This window comes from Photobacterium sp. ABD4_091 (genome assembly GCF_056160145.1).
Window position 1 is genome coordinate 2,221,396 of record NZ_JBSWWQ010000001.1, and the last position, 15,181, is coordinate 2,236,576.

Here is a 15,181-nt window from a genome sequence, read left to right on the forward strand (position 1 = left end):
GGGGTTTTTTATGGTCACTCATAAAGGCTTACTTACAATAAATGCTGGGCATGGAAGCGCAGGTGATCCTCGATAAAGCTGGCGATGAAGTAATAGCTATGGTCATAGCCTTCCTGCATACGCAGCTCTAGCGGGTAGTCAACGCCCCGGGCTGCTTCTGCCAGTACGCCCGGCTTGAGCTGCTCATCCAGGAAGCTGTCCTGATCGCCTTGGTCTACCAGCGCCGGTACCGGTTGCTGGTTTTGCTTTAACAGCTCGGTAGTGTCGTACTGCAGCCAGTTGGTTCGGTCTTCACCGAGGTAGCCACCCAGTGCTTTTTCACCCCAAGGGCAGTTGACCGGGTTGCTGATCGGGCTAAATGCCGATACCGAGCTATAGCGTGATGGGTTGCGCAGGGCAATCATCAAGGCACCGTGGCCGCCCATTGAATGGCCGCTGATTGCCCGCTTGTTGCTGACCGGGAAATGCTCTTCGATCAATGCTGGCAATTCATTGACCACATAATCATACATTTGGTAATGGCGGTTCCATGGTGCCTGGGTGGCATTGACGTAGAAGCCAGCACCTAGGCCGAAGTCATACGCGCCTTCCGGATCGTCCGGAACCCCTTCACCGCGCGGGCTGGTATCTGGGGCGACGATGGCAATGCCAAGCTCGGCTGCCAATCGCTGCGCCCCGGCTTTTTGCATGAAATTCTCGTCAGTGCAGGTTAAACCTGACAGCCAGTAAAGCACTGGCACTTTGGTTCCCTGGGCGATTTGCGGCGGCAGGAAAATCGCGAAGCGCATGTCGCAGTTCAGCACAGACGAATGATGGGTATATTGTTTGTGCCAGCCGCCAAAGCTTTTGTTCCAGCTTACGTTTTCAATAGTCATTAGTGTCTCTTTCGTTGCCAACGTGGCTAGGCTCCCGAAGGAGCCTAGCTATGCGTTTTACTTGTCGTAGTGGATAACAGAGCGGATGCTCTTGCCTTCATGCATCAGGTCAAAGGCTTCGTTGATGGCATCCAGTCCCATGGTATGGGTGATGAAGTCATCCAGCTTGAATTCTCCTGCCATGTAACGCTCAACAATTTCAGGCAGCTCAGAGCGGCCTTTTACCCCACCGAATGCAGAGCCGCGCCATACTCGGCCTGTTACCAACTGGAACGGGCGGGTAGAGATTTCCTGGCCGGCACCGGCAACACCGATGATCACCGACTCACCCCAGCCTTTGTGGCAGCACTCAAGTGCTGAGCGCATCACGTTGACGTTACCGATACATTCGAACGAGAAGTCCACGCCGCCGTCGGTCATTTCGACAATCACTTCCTGGATAGGCTTGTCGTAGTCATTTGGGTTGATGCAATCAGTCGCACCAAGCTCTTTGGCTAGGGCGTATTTGCTCTCGTTGATATCCACACCGATGATGCGGCTGGCACCGGCCATGGTTGCGCCGATGATGGCAGACAAGCCAATGCCGCCCAAACCAAATACCGCGACGGTATCGCCTTTTTGTACTTTGGCTGTTTTTAGGACGGCACCCATACCGGTGGTGACACCACAGCCTAATAGGCAAACTTCTTCCAGAGGAGCTTCTTTGTTCACTTTCGCCAGTGAGATTTCAGGCAGTACGGTGTACTCAGAGAAAGTCGAGCAGCCCATATAATGGAAGATTGGCTGGCCATCTTTGTAGAAACGGGTAGTGCCGTCTGGCATCAGGCCTTTACCTTGGGTTTCACGGATCTTCTGGCACAGGTTGGTTTTGCCTGATTTACAGAATTTGCATTCGCCACATTCTGGGGTGTAAAGGGGAATTACGTGATCGCCCACTTCAACACTGGTCACGCCTTCGCCGACCATTTCAACAATGCCGCCGCCTTCGTGGCCAAGGATTGCCGGGAAGATCCCTTCTGGATCATCACCAGATAGGGTGAAGGCATCCGTGTGACAAACACCGGTTGCGATGATGCGGACCAGAACTTCGCCTTTTTTCGGCAGCATCACATCAACTTCTTCAACAGAAAGTGGCTGGTTAGGCCCCCATGCAATAGCCGCTTTGGATTTGATAAATTGCTCAGACATTTAAATTCTCTCTTATGATAAGTGGGCTCTAAGCCCTTTGCTGTTCCTACTGCTGATTTAACAGTAGAAGAGATTTTTAACTAAGACGCAGTGATTGATTGCTTTGCTGCCTTGTTGTGATGGGCTTATTATTATTTATTTCTTCGTTGATGATAATTACTCTATAATGCAAATAACTTTTTCTGTCAGGTAATAATGGTGCGATATGTTTTTGTGGGAAGGCGTCAGTGAGTTTGTGGCGGTGGCGGAGGCGGAAAGCTTCACTGCAGCTTCCAAGCAGCTTGGTATTTCAACAGCCCAGGTAAGCCGCCAGGTCAGTGCGCTGGAAAACCGGCTCAATACCAAGTTGTTCTACCGGACTACCCGCAAGGTGTCGCTGACAGAAGAGGGAACCATTTATTACCAGCATTGCCGCCGCCTGATGGATGGGCTGGAAGAGGCCGAGCGGGCGATCAGTGATCGGCGGGATACCCCGCAGGGGAGCCTGAAGCTGACAGCACCAGTGACCTATGGTGAGCAGTACATCATGCCCCTGGTGGTGGATTTCATGCAGCAGTACCCTGAGGTGGATGTGGCAATGAACCTGACCAACCAGACGGTGGATTTGGTCGAAGGCGGCTATGACTTGGCTATTCGCCTCGGTAAGCTCAGTAGTTCAACCATGATGGCCAAGCGGCTGGCCAGCCGCATCCAGTATGTCTGTGCTTCACCAGCATACTTGGAAAAGTATGGTGTGCCCCATTCGCTTTCTGAGCTTCGCCACCATAATTGCCTGGTGGGCAACTATGACCACTGGCGCTTCCAGGAGGCGGGCAAAGAGCGCAGCATCAAGGTGGACGGCAACCTGCATTGTGCCAGCGGCCATGCATTGCGTGATGCAGCCCTCAAAGGACTGGGCTTGGTTCAGCTTCCGGACTATTACATCAGTGATGATTTGGCGAAAGGGGATCTGGTGACGGTACTTGATACATTCCGCGAGCCGGAAGAGGGCATCTGGGCGTTGTATCCCCATAACCGCCACCTCTCACCCAAGGTACGCCTGCTGGTGGATTTCTTGGCCCAGTCTTTGTCCTAGCGCCTCGCATCCTGCAAGCATTTGGGTATAATCAGCGGCCTTAAGCCATAGCGAGAAAATGTTCCATGACCGAGCCATCCACAACACCAGTCCTTCCGGAATACAGCGACGAAGATTTTATGCGCCGTGCCATGGAGCTTGCCGCCCGGGCGGAAGAGGCAGGTGAGGTGCCGGTTGGTGCGGTAGTGGTGTACCAGGGGCAGGTTGTTGGCGAAGGCTGGAACCGCTCGATCACCCAGCACGATGCTACCGCCCATGCCGAGATCATGGCCTTGCGCCAAGCTGGCCAGGTGTTGCAGAACTATCGCCTGATAGACGCCACCTTGTATGTCACTCTTGAGCCATGCCCGATGTGTGCCGGTGCGATGGTTCATAGCCGAATTGGCAAAGTGGTTTTTGGTGCCCATGATTTAAAAACCGGAGCCGCGGGCAGCATCATGAACTTGCTCAGCTATGAGCAGGTTAACCACCATGTCGCGATTGAATCCGGTGTGTTGGCCGACGAGTGCCGCCAGCAGTTGCAGGCATTTTTCAAGCGCCGCCGTGCCGAGAAAAAGGCGGAAAAGAAAGCCCGCCAGCAAGCTTTGCAGCAAGCTGAAGAGAAGCCATCCTGAAACTCACTCCTCCCAGCGAAGCAGCAAAGGGAAATTATATCCCTGCTGTACTGTTGAGAACGTAGCTGCGCTGGCGCCAAAGGATTTTTTTGCGGATGTTGGCGCTGAGCCGTTTTCTGCGGGTGGCTGCAGATGCCATCCGTTTACGCATATTGCTGATCGTTTTTTTCTTTGAAAAGTGCATAGAGCCTCCTCCTTTAGAATTGCTCGGTTCACGCTGGAAATCGTACCTGTAGAGTGAGTATCTCTTAACTCCACTATATATCTAACGATAGCGGTCACGCTTTGCGATCATTTCTTGCAAACAAGAATAGGAAGGTGTGAGCAAGCTCCCCCTGCTAGGGCAGGGGGAGGGCGTTAATTACTGGCGGTTTTGTTCGGGGTGACACTTTCTGGCTCTAGCTGGGGCTCTGCACTGGCTGGTAGCTGTTGCGCCAGGGCTTCAGGAGTCGGGGTAATAGTATGCAGCCCGTCTATCAGCTCGATATCTTCAAGCTGCGGCTCTTGGCTGTGGGTTTGCTCGTAACCGATGATGCTCTGGTAGTAACGGCGGATATTTTCCACATAGTGCAAGGCCTCGTCACCGCGGGCATAACCATAGCGGGTCTGCTTGTAGAACTTGCGCTGGCGCAGCAGCGGCAGGCGTTGCTTAACATCACTCCAGGCATCGGGGTTGCCGCCCTGCGACTGGGTCAGGCGGCGCGCATCCATCATATGGCCGAAGCCGACGTTGTAGGAGGCAAGGGCAAACCACACTTTTTCGTGCTCTTCGATGCTGTCCGGGATGCGGTTGATCATTTTGCGCAGGTACTCGGTACCGCCGCGGATGCTCTGCTCCGGATCAAGCCGGTTCTTCACGCCCACCGAACGCGCGGTCGGCAGGGTAAGCATCATCATACCGCGTACCCCCGTTGGTGAAACTGCACGAGGGTTCCAGTGGGATTCCTGATAAGACAAGGCGGCAATCAGGCGCCAGTCGAATTCGTTGGCATATTGCTTGAACAACCCTTCCCACTTCGGCAGCTTGCCTTCGACTGCACGCAGGAAGGCGCGGGTATCGACATAATCAAATTTGTCGACATGGCCTAGGTATTTCTCTTCCAGCTTGGCGAGCTCACCACTCTGCTGGACTTCACCGAAGAACTCGATCAGCAGTGCATACAGGCTATCGTCGTTGTTCTGGTTAACGAACCAGGCGATCGGTTCATCTTCGGTCAGCTCCAGCGCGGTCGTGACATCCGGCAGGATGCGCTGGTTGAGGGCGATATCCACCGAGTCAGCGAGGGTGTAGTCGAGCTCGCCGACTGCCACTTGGCGCAACAGCTCATCGCTGTCGATTTCTTCCACCGACTGCCATTCAAGGGTTGGGTGTTCTAGCTTGAGTGCTTGCAGGGTTTTCTCGTGGCTAGAGCCGCTGACGACCGCCAGGGTACCTTTGTTCTCGGCCAGGTCTTCAATGCTGCGTGGGCGCCATTGGCCCTTTTTATAGACCACTTTCTGGCTGGCGTAGTAATAAGCCGGTGCGGCGCGGAACTGGGCCAGGCGTTCATCGGTCATGGTCAGCCCGGCGGCAAGGATATCGACATCGCCTCGCTCCAGGCCCGGGAATAGCCCAGACAGGGTAAACATGGCCTTCATTTCCAGTTTGACGCCAAGCTTGTCGGCAAAGCGCCGTGCCAGTTCGTAGTCCAAGCCGGTTGGGCCTTCGTTACCGATATAGTAAGACAGCTGGTTGTTGAGCGTACCCACCCGCAGTACACCTTCCTCGCGGATCCGCTCAAGATCGGACTGGGGCTCTTCTTGCCACAGGCAGCCATTGAGGACAAAAACGCTCAATAGTAAGGCAATGAAATGTTTGATACTTGATTTCGGTCGAAGAATGCTCAACGAAGTACGCCCTTGGTAAAATTAGGACGTCCTTTATACCAAAGCTTGACCGAACCGCAAAATAATCACAGCGCTTTGACGGCGGGTTTGCTGCGGCAATACGCATTTCTTAAACCTGAAATCGTAAATAAATGTGATTGGCCGGAGAAGGGAGAGCGATATCTCAATGTTTTTGGTGCTGATTGAAAAAAAAACACGCAAACGGTTGCGTCAGGTGTTACGTCACAAAAAAAATTCCCTTATACTACGCCCCATCATGAGCACTTCGCCTCACCTAGGGTCGGGTAAGCGAGGTGGCATTGACGTAATTTGCCCGGAGGGCTCCGGGAATTAGGCCAATATCACCTTCATTAAACTGCTAATCGAGAGACGTAAGCACATGGAAATTTTGCGTGGTTCACCCGCACTGTCTGAGTTTCGCGTTAATAAGCTACTAGAGCGTTGCCGCGAATTGGATCTGCCTGTGTCAGGTATTTATGCTGAGTTCATGCACTTTGCAGATTTGTCTGCGCCATTGAGTGCCGAAGAGCAAGAAAAGCTGGCAAGCTTGCTAACTTACGGCCCTACGATTGCAGAGCACGAGCCATCAGGCCTACTGCTACTGGTTACCCCGCGTCCGGGTACAATCTCCCCATGGTCATCAAAGTCTACTGATATCGCCCACAACTGTGCTTTGGCTCAGGTTAAGCGTCTTGAGCGCGGTACGGCTTACTACATCGAAACGTCTACTGAATTGTCTGCGTTGCAAGTGACAGAGCTGAAAGGCCTGATCCACGATCGCATGATGGAAGTTGTCTTCACTGAATTCGATTCAGCCGCTGCGCTGTTCCAAGTGGCAGAGCCGGCGCCAGTTGCCGATGTTGATCTTCTGTCTGGTGGCCGTAAAGCACTTGAAGAAGCAAACGTAACACTCGGTCTTGCACTGGCCGAAGACGAGATTGATTACCTGCTAGAAAGCTTTGTGACTAAGCTTGAGCGTAACCCAACAGATATCGAACTGATGATGTTTGCCCAGGCGAACTCTGAGCATTGTCGTCACAAGATCTTCAACGCAGATTGGACAATCGACGGTGTTAAGCAGGAAAAATCCCTGTTCAAAATGATCAAGAACACCTTCGAAACGACACCTGACCATGTACTGTCTGCTTATAAAGATAACGCAGCGGTAATGACAGGTTCGAAGGTTGGCCGTTTCTTCCCAGACCCAGAGACTCGCCAGTACAACTACCACAACGAAGATGCGCACATCCTGATGAAGGTTGAGACGCACAACCACCCAACTGCGATTTCGCCGTGGCCGGGTGCCTCGACAGGTTCTGGTGGTGAAATCCGTGACGAAGGCGCAACAGGTATTGGCGGTAAGCCAAAAGCTGGTCTTGTTGGTTTCACAACCTCTAACCTGCGTATTCCAGGTTTCGAGCAGCCATGGGAAACAGATTTCGGCAAGCCAGGCCGCATTGTTAATGCGCTGGATATCATGCTGGAAGGCCCACTAGGCGGAGCGGCATTCAACAACGAATTCGGCCGTCCGAACCTTCTTGGCTACTTCCGTACTTACGAAGAAAAAGTGACGTCACATGCGGGCGAAGAAGTACGTGGCTACCACAAGCCAATCATGATTGCTGGTGGTATGGGTAACATCCGCGACGAGCATGTGCAGAAAAAAGAGATCCCAGTAGGCGCAAGCCTAATCGTTCTGGGTGGCCCTGCGATGAACATCGGCCTTGGTGGCGGTGCGGCATCGTCAATGGCATCAGGCCAGTCGGCAGAAGACCTGGACTTTGCTTCTGTACAGCGTGAGAACCCAGAAATGGAGCGCCGCTGCCAGGAAGTGATCGACCGTTGCTGGCAGCTAGGCGACGACAACCCAATCGCGTTTATCCACGATGTGGGCGCGGGCGGTATCTCTAATGCATTGCCAGAGCTTGTCGACGACGGTGAGCGTGGCGGTATCTTCCAGCTGCGTGATGTACCTAACGACGAGCCGGGCATGAGCCCGCTGGAAATCTGGTGTAACGAATCGCAAGAGCGCTACGTGATGGCGGTTGCTCCGGAAAACATGGCGGCATTCGATGCGATCTGTAAGCGTGAGCGTGCACCATATGCAGTCGTGGGTATTGCCACGGAAGAGCGTGAACTGAAACTTGAAGACTCACACTTCGACAATACGCCAATCGATATGCCGATGGATATCCTGCTTGGTAAAACGCCGAAGATGCACCGTGAAGCGAAAACGCTGAAAGTAGACAGCCCTGCGATTGTGCGTGAAGGCATTGAAATGAACGATGCGGTTGACCGCGTCCTTCGCCTGCCAACGGTTGCAGAGAAGACGTTCCTGATCACTATCGGTGACCGTACGGTAACAGGCCTTGTGGCGCGCGACCAGATGGTTGGCCCTTGGCAGGTACCTGTAGCGAACTGTGCAGTAACCGCAGCAAGCTACGACTCTTACCACGGCGAAGCCATGTCGATGGGTGAGCGTACACCGGTTGCATTGCTAGACTTCGGCGCTTCAGCACGCCTTGCTGTGGGTGAGTCGCTAACTAACATTGCCGGTACTGATATTGGTGATATCAAGCGTATCAAGCTATCTGCTAACTGGATGTCCCCTGCGGGCCACCCAGGTGAAGATGCTGGCCTTTACGAAGCCGTTAAAGCTGTCGGTGAAGAGCTGTGTCCGGCGCTTGGCCTGACTATCCCAGTTGGTAAAGACTCCATGTCGATGAAGACCAAGTGGGAAGAGAACGGCGAAAACAAAGAAGTCACTTCTCCGCTTTCATTGATCATCACTGCGTTCGGCCGTGTTGAAGATGTACGCAAGACGGTGACACCTCAGCTTCGCACTGACAAAGGCGAGTCTTCTCTGCTTCTTGTTGACCTAGGTAACGGGAAAAACCGCCTGGGTGCAACGGCACTGGCGCAGGTTTACAAGCAACTAGGTGACAAGCCGGCTGACGTTGACAACGCAGAGCAGCTAAAAGGCTTCTTTGATGCAATGCAAACGCTAGTTCGTGACGACAAGCTGGTGGCTTACCACGATAAAGGCGATGGTGGCTTATTCGTAACGCTTGCTGAAATGGCGTTTGCCGGCCACTGCGGTGTGAAAGCAGACATTGCTGGTCTAGGCGCTGATGCTCTTGCTGCGCTATTTAACGAAGAGCTAGGTGCGGTTGTTCAGGTGAAGAACGACGACCTTGAAGCGGTTAAAGCGGTACTGGCAGCAAATGGCCTAGAAGCTTGCTCGCACGTTATCGGTAGCGTTGAAGCTTCTGACAGCATTGCTATCACTTCAGGTGATGCTGTGCTAGTTGAGCGCTCTCGTACCGAGCTTCGTACTATCTGGGCTGAAACTACGCATAAGATGCAGGGCCTTCGTGACAACCCAGCGTGTGCCGACCAAGAATTCGAAGCGAAGAAAGACAACACTGACCCAGGCCTTAACACCAAGCTAAGCTTCGATATCAACGAAGACGTAGCTGCACCATACATTGCCGCTTCTATGGTAAACACGGGTGCTAAGCCTAAGATGGCTATTCTGCGTGAGCAGGGCGTAAACTCTCATGTTGAAATGGCGGCTGCTTTTGACCGTGCTGGCTTTGAAGCAACAGACATCCACATGAGCGACATCCTGACAGGCCAAGCGGTACTGGATGAGTACCACGGCCTAGTAGCGTGTGGTGGTTTCTCTTACGGTGACGTACTGGGTGCCGGTGAAGGTTGGGCGAAGTCTATCCTGTTCAATGGCCAGGCTCGCGAGCAGTTCCAGGCTTTCTTCAACCGTGACAATACCTTCTCGCTAGGTGTATGTAACGGCTGTCAGATGCTATCGAACCTGAAAGAGCTGATCCCGGGTGCTGACCTGTGGCCGCGTTTTGTTCGTAACGAATCTGAGCGCTTCGAAGCGCGTTTCAGCCTGGTTGAAGTACAGAAGTCTGATTCTGTGTTCTTCAATGGTATGGAAGGTTCTCGCATGCCAATCGCAGTATCTCACGGTGAAGGTCGCGTCGAAGTACGTGATGCCGACCACCTGGCAGCGATTGAAGCATCTGGTACGGTTGCGGTACGTTACGTGGACAACCACGGTAACCCAACCCAGCAGTACCCGAACAACCCGAACGGTTCGCCAAACGCTATCACCGGTCTGACAACGCAAGATGGTCGTGTGACTATCATGATGCCTCACCCAGAGCGTGTGTTCCGTACCGTGGCTAACTCTTGGCACCCAGATGACTGGAGCGAGAACAGCCCATGGATGCGCATGTTCCGCAATGCTCGCGTGAATATCGGCTAATAAGCTAATCGCTTAATATTGATGAAAAAAACCGCTCCCAGTGAGCGGTTTTTTATTATCTGTATCATTTTTAGGAAATAAAAGTAGCAACAAATGCAAGACTATGATTAAGCTGAAGTTATCCATCTGGTGAATAATCAATGGGGCATACCCCTTAGTGGCTGCTGGAGGTGCAATGATTTTCTTCGATCTCGACAATACCCTGCTTGATCATGATGGCGCGGAACAAGATGCCATTCGTGATTTCGCCAAGCGTTACCAAGATGAAATTATTGACTGCCCAGACGGCATCGAGGCGGTGTGGCGGGCAATTACTGACGAAAAGCGCCAGCAGTGGCGGGAAGGGAAGCTCAACTTCGAAGGGCTGCGCCGGGCTAGGATCAGTGCCTTGTTCCGCCGCCCGCTCAGTGAAGATCTGGCGGACGAGCTGATTGCAGAGTACTACGCCAATTACCGCCAATACTGGCGCTTGTTTCCCGATGTCCAGCCAGCGCTGGAGAAGCTGCGCAATGTCGCCCCGCTTGCCATTATCACCAATGGCTTTACTTATCACCAAGAAGCCAAGCTCAGGGCGACAGGGATCCGGGAATTTTTCTCGTATCTGGTGATCTCGGAACAAGTTGGGGCAGCCAAGCCTGACCCAAAAATTTTCCAGCATGCATTGAAGTTATCCGGTAAGTCGGCCGCTGAATGCTGGTATATCGGCAATCACCCGCTCAATGATGCGACAGCGGCGAATGAACTGGGGTTCAAGGCGGTATGGCTCAATCGGTACAAGCTCGATACTAAGGTGTCGACCCGGGTGGTGCGGAGCCTTGAGGGGCTGGTGGATCTCGTCACCGTACACTACTAGCAAGGGAGGGAACCTATTGCCAAACCAAGGTCTAAACAAAAGGAGGAGAACGAACTCAAGAATAAATTGAATAATTGTTGTACTGGTTAAAATACCCGCATAGAATATGCGCTTATTTTTTCCCAGTCTGTCATTACCTCATGGAAGAGAGACAATAATGGATGTAACACGTCGTGGACTGCGCCTGGCTGCCAAGGGCCTCGCAGTGCTAGTAATGATATGCCTGGTAAGATATGCCGATAGTTTCGCCCTGATCTTCAGCTTGAATCAGGTCGGTATCGTGCCGAGCTATATCGCTATCTTGGTCCTACTTTCCGGTATCGGTGCCGTGCTCGGACTCAGCCGAGGTAACCGCTGGGGATTCATCCCGCTGTACTTTTTTATTCCCGCGATCACCATGTTTTTCAACTACAGCCTGATCCCCTACCTGCCGCAGTTAGTCGCCCCCGAGTTTCGTGGCATGACCGTCTTTTTCCTCAACAGTAGCGTATTGCTTTTTGCCGTCCTGCTGCTGCTGAAAATGATGGACAATGATGTCATCTTCTCGGTAGAAAAATACTGAAACGCTGATCTTTCAGCAGCAGGCTTTTGATATACTTCAGCTTAAATTAAACAGGTCGTTGGCAGTTTCCCCAAAAGCCTCTGCCAGCGCTACCTTGCTCAGCAAAGGATGATGAGAATGAAAAAAATTGAAGCTATCATCAAGCCATTCAAGCTTGATGATGTCCGCGAAGCACTAGCCGATGTCGGTATCACCGGTATGACGGTCTCAGAAGTCAAAGGTTTCGGTCGCCAGAAAGGCCACACCGAACTCTACCGCGGCGCCGAGTACATGGTCGACTTCCTGCCAAAAGTGAAGCTCGAAATCGTCGTCGCCGATGAAGTGGCCGACCAGTGCGTCGACACCATCATCGAAACCGCCCAAACTGGTAAGATCGGTGACGGCAAGATCTTCATGTTCGATGTGGATCGCGTGGTGCGTATCAGGACTGGTGAGGAAGACGAAGACGCTATCTAAATTAAGATGATAGCTGCGTTATTTCGCTCAATAACTTTATCGGGAGTGCTCATTTATGCGTATAAACTCCGCGCTCCCTCTGCGTTCTTGAGCGAAATCCCTTTGCCCTCATCTCAATTGCTCAATTCAAACTCCGCGCTCCCTCTTAGCCAGAGAATGAAACACCTTAACCAGAGTGGCCCTAGGAAGAGCGGGTCCTTGGACCTCGGAAGATCAAAAAGCAAAGAAATCGCTTGATGCTTAATGGCCTTTTCAACATTTTGCAGCACCCCAGCACCCCAGCACCCCAGCACCCCAGCACCCCAGCACCCCAGCACCCCAGCACCCCAGCACCCCAGCACCCCAAATCAATAGGTTTTATCTATCGAATGTATAAATCGATACGAATGGAGCCAGGTTATCTCCGCCCGTATTATTGATGCAAACCAAGGGGGAAATGATTATGTCGACACACAATATGATTGGTCTGGATAGCGTTAAGTCTGAAGAGTTAGCGGTTGAACTCAACAAACTGCTGGCGAACTATCAGGTACTGTACATGAACACGCGCGGTTACCACTGGAACATCAAGGGTAAAGAGTTCTTTGAGCTGCATGTGAAATTCGAAGAGGTTTATACCGACCTGCAGGTGAAAATCGATGAGCTTGCTGAGCGTGTATTAACACTTGGGGCGACACCAACGCACAGCTTCAGCCACTACCTAGAAGTGAGCGAAATCAAAGAGCACCTTAACGCACATACAGGTGATGAATGTGTTGGCGGCCTGCAACAGGGGTTCCAAACAGTGCTGGGTATGCAGCGTAGTATTCTTGCCCTGGCTGGTGAAGCCGATGACGAAGGTACTGCCGCGATCATGGGTGACTACATCCGCGAGCAAGAGAAGTTGATGTGGATGCTTACCGCTTATAACCACTAAGCATTGCAATACCAACGGGAATTAGGCACAAAAAAAGAGGTCGCAGGGAGCGGCCTCTTTTTTATGTTTTCAATCGAGCTCCCAGGATCCAGCACCTAGGATCCAGGATCTCTATTATCCAGCCTGCGGCTTTAGCTCACCGCTGTAGCGGCCCGGTTTGTGGTTCATTGCCAGGACCAGGTTCAGCATGAAGGCACCGACAACCGAGAACAGTAGCACCATTGGGCTAACAAGGAAGAATGACGCCACCAAGATGGTGATATCAATAACCATCTGCAGTTTGCCAGCCGACCAGCCCATTTTTTCCTGCAGGAACAGCACCAGTACGTTGAAGCCGCCCAGGCTGGTTTTGTGGCGGAATAGGATCAGCATACCCAGCCCCATCAGCAGGCCACCGATCAAGGCGCAGTAAAGCGGTTCGAGGCGGCTGATCTCCAGCACGTGGTGAAGGTTGTCGGTAATGATAGATACCAGACCGCCGGAAATCACACTGGTGATCGCAAAGCTCTTGCCCATACGGAACCAGGCCATCAGGTAAAACGGGCAGTTCATCATAAAGTACAGCTGACCAAACGACAGATCGACAAACTGGCTGACAAGCAGGGCCAAACCAGTGGTACCGCCGGTGAGAAGATCAGCTTGCTGGAGAAAGAAAACCCCTTGGGCAACGATGAAAGTACCGGTAAGAATAGCAATGATATTTTCTTTCAGTGAATGATGATAACCGCTCAAGACAACACTCCTTATGTATAGAGGCGACATGATATAGGGCATTGGTGGCAAGTGTGATAGCAGGCGATAAATCTGTTTGCCTGCCGGTGTACAAATAATATTACGAGGTCGTAAAAAATTAATTTCACTCATTACTTGTAATGTGGATATTTTAGTTTTGGTTGCCCATGACGAGGGAGTGAACAACTTGAAAACAATTCATACCAAAAATGAAATAAATACCAATAAAAAGTCACATTAGGGGTATCTGATTTAGATCAAATTCTGTAAAATACTACGTTATCTACAGGCGAGACGAAAACGTTTGCGTCCACGTGGCGCCTAGCTTTGCGGATTTTCCGTTTTTTGCCAATTTTGTGTGTTTACCGCCTCTTTGTCGGCTCGGCCATTGACTGGTCAACCAGAGACAAAAAGGACTAAAACAATCTGAGTCAGGAGATACAGATGCTAAAGCGCGACATGAATATTGCCGATTACGATGCTGAACTATTTACAGCGATTCAGGAAGAAACGGCGCGTCAGGAAGAGCACATCGAGTTGATTGCTTCTGAGAACTACACCAGCCCTCGCGTGATGGAAGCTCAGGGCTCTCAGCTAACCAACAAGTATGCAGAAGGTTACCCGGGCAAGCGTTACTACGGCGGTTGTGAGTACGTGGATAAAGCCGAGCAGCTGGCTATTGACCGTGCTTGTGAGCTATTTGGTGCCGAGTACGCCAACGTTCAGCCTCACTCTGGCTCTCAAGCCAACAACGCAGTGTACATGGCACTTCTAAATGCAGGCGATACCGTTCTGGGTATGAGCCTGGCACACGGCGGCCACTTGACTCACGGCTCGCCAGTAAACTTCTCGGGCAAGCTATACAACATCATCCCTTACGGCATTGATGAAGCGGGCCAGATTGATTACGCCGAAGTTGAAGCACTGGCGCTTGAGCACAAGCCAAAAATGATCATCGGTGGTTTCTCTGCCTACTCTCAGATTGTTGACTGGAAGCGCATGCGTGAAATCGCAGACAAAGTCGGCGCGTACTTCTTTGTTGATATGGCGCACGTTGCCGGTCTGATTGCTGCAGGTGTTTACCCGAACCCGGTTCCACATGCTCATGTAGTAACAACAACAACGCACAAGACACTTGCCGGTCCTCGTGGCGGCCTAGTTCTGTCTAATGGCGGCGAAGACCTATACAAGAAACTGAACTCAGCAGTTTTCCCTGGTGGCCAGGGTGGTCCTCTGATGCATGTTATCGCAGCTAAAGCGGTGGCATTCAAAGAAGCGATGGAGCCGGAGTTCAAAGACTACCAGGCACGCGTGGTTGAGAATGCCAAAGCAATGGTTGGTGAGTTCCTTGAGCGTGGTTACAAGATCGTCTCGGGCAGCACCGAAAACCACCTGTTCCTGGTTGATCTGATCGACAAGGGCATCACAGGTAAAGAAGCGGATGCGGCACTGGGCGCGGCCAACATTACGGTTAACAAGAACAGCGTGCCAAACGACCCGCGCAGCCCGTTTGTGACTTCAGGTATCCGTGTTGGTACGCCTGCTATTACCCGCCGTGGCTTTACCGTTGAAGATGCCAAGCAACTGGCTAACTGGATGTGTGACGTGATGGACAACATCGACAATCCAGAAGTGATTGAAGCAACCAAGACCAAGGTGCTGGAAATCTGTAAGCGCCTACCGGTTTACGCGTAAGTACTGATGCCGTTTGGTGACAGGATTGAATGAAAAG

13 protein-coding genes are annotated in these 15,181 nt (G+C 52.1%); 8 read left to right on the forward strand and 5 right to left on the reverse strand.

All coding sequences use genetic code 11. The features are described 5' to 3' along the window. Positions 1 to 32 precede the first annotated feature (32 nt). Positions 33 to 875, reverse strand: a complete 843-nt coding sequence (gene fghA, locus ACXAGQ_RS10260; protein WP_475253749.1) for an S-formylglutathione hydrolase — start codon at positions 873 to 875, stop codon at positions 33 to 35. A gap of 57 nt (positions 876 to 932) precedes the next feature. After that, positions 933 to 2,063 carry an S-(hydroxymethyl)glutathione dehydrogenase/class III alcohol dehydrogenase gene (locus ACXAGQ_RS10265; RefSeq protein WP_475253751.1) on the reverse strand — a complete coding sequence of 377 codons (1,131 nt, stop codon included), beginning with the start codon at positions 2,061 to 2,063 and terminating at the stop codon, positions 933 to 935. Positions 2,064 to 2,268: 205 nt separating this feature from the next. Between ACXAGQ_RS10265 and ACXAGQ_RS10270 the strand changes: the two genes are divergently transcribed. Both ACXAGQ_RS10270 and tadA read left to right on the forward strand, forming a co-directional pair. Then, positions 2,269 to 3,138, forward strand: a complete 870-nt coding sequence (locus ACXAGQ_RS10270; RefSeq protein ID WP_475253753.1) for a LysR family transcriptional regulator — start codon at positions 2,269 to 2,271, stop codon at positions 3,136 to 3,138. 65 nt (positions 3,139 to 3,203) lie between these two features. Next, positions 3,204 to 3,752, forward strand: coding sequence for a tRNA adenosine(34) deaminase TadA (gene tadA, locus ACXAGQ_RS10275; protein ID WP_475253755.1), 549 nt, complete (start codon positions 3,204 to 3,206; stop codon positions 3,750 to 3,752). Positions 3,753 to 3,786: 34 nt separating this feature from the next. Here the strand turns inward: tadA and ACXAGQ_RS10280 are convergent, their stop codons facing one another. Together ACXAGQ_RS10280 and mltF are read right to left on the reverse strand one after the other, a co-directional pair. After that, entirely contained in the window at positions 3,787 to 3,936 is a 150-nt protein-coding gene (locus tag ACXAGQ_RS10280; protein ID WP_475253756.1) for a hypothetical protein, read from the reverse strand. A gap of 173 nt (positions 3,937 to 4,109) precedes the next feature. Further along, positions 4,110 to 5,633, reverse strand: coding sequence for a membrane-bound lytic murein transglycosylase MltF (gene mltF, locus ACXAGQ_RS10285; RefSeq protein WP_475254718.1), 1,524 nt, complete (start codon positions 5,631 to 5,633; stop codon positions 4,110 to 4,112). A gap of 385 nt (positions 5,634 to 6,018) precedes the next feature. Here mltF and purL point away from each other — a divergent pair, with 385 nt between their 5' ends. The 5 genes from purL (at position 6,019) to ACXAGQ_RS10310 (ending at position 12,717) form a co-directional block, all read left to right on the forward strand. Then, positions 6,019 to 9,930 (forward strand): phosphoribosylformylglycinamidine synthase, encoded by a 3,912-nt coding sequence (purL, locus tag ACXAGQ_RS10290; protein WP_475253758.1) that lies wholly within the window; start codon positions 6,019 to 6,021, stop codon positions 9,928 to 9,930. A gap of 175 nt (positions 9,931 to 10,105) precedes the next feature. After that, on the forward strand, positions 10,106 to 10,783 hold the full coding sequence (locus ACXAGQ_RS10295; protein ID WP_475253759.1) for an HAD family hydrolase: 678 nt from the start codon (positions 10,106 to 10,108) through the stop codon (positions 10,781 to 10,783). Between the two features lie 157 nt (positions 10,784 to 10,940). Continuing rightward, complete coding sequence (locus ACXAGQ_RS10300; protein ID WP_475253761.1) at positions 10,941 to 11,345, forward strand: hypothetical protein; 405 nt, start codon at positions 10,941 to 10,943, stop codon at positions 11,343 to 11,345. 117 nt (positions 11,346 to 11,462) lie between these two features. Next, positions 11,463 to 11,801 (forward strand): nitrogen regulatory protein P-II, encoded by a 339-nt coding sequence (gene glnB, locus ACXAGQ_RS10305; RefSeq protein WP_107301208.1) that lies wholly within the window; start codon positions 11,463 to 11,465, stop codon positions 11,799 to 11,801. Between the two features lie 442 nt (positions 11,802 to 12,243). Beyond that, complete coding sequence (locus ACXAGQ_RS10310; RefSeq protein WP_475253763.1) at positions 12,244 to 12,717, forward strand: Dps family protein; 474 nt, start codon at positions 12,244 to 12,246, stop codon at positions 12,715 to 12,717. 114 nt (positions 12,718 to 12,831) lie between these two features. Here ACXAGQ_RS10310 and ACXAGQ_RS10315 read toward each other — a convergent pair whose 3' ends face one another. Further along, the gene (locus ACXAGQ_RS10315) at positions 12,832 to 13,449 is read right to left on the reverse strand and encodes a YitT family protein (protein WP_475253765.1); all 618 of its coding nucleotides are present in this window, start codon (positions 13,447 to 13,449) and stop codon (positions 12,832 to 12,834) included. A gap of 444 nt (positions 13,450 to 13,893) precedes the next feature. Here ACXAGQ_RS10315 and glyA point away from each other — a divergent pair, with 444 nt between their 5' ends. Beyond that, positions 13,894 to 15,144 carry a serine hydroxymethyltransferase gene (gene glyA, locus ACXAGQ_RS10320; protein WP_475253767.1) on the forward strand — a complete coding sequence of 417 codons (1,251 nt, stop codon included), beginning with the start codon at positions 13,894 to 13,896 and terminating at the stop codon, positions 15,142 to 15,144. Positions 15,145 to 15,181 lie beyond the last annotated feature (37 nt).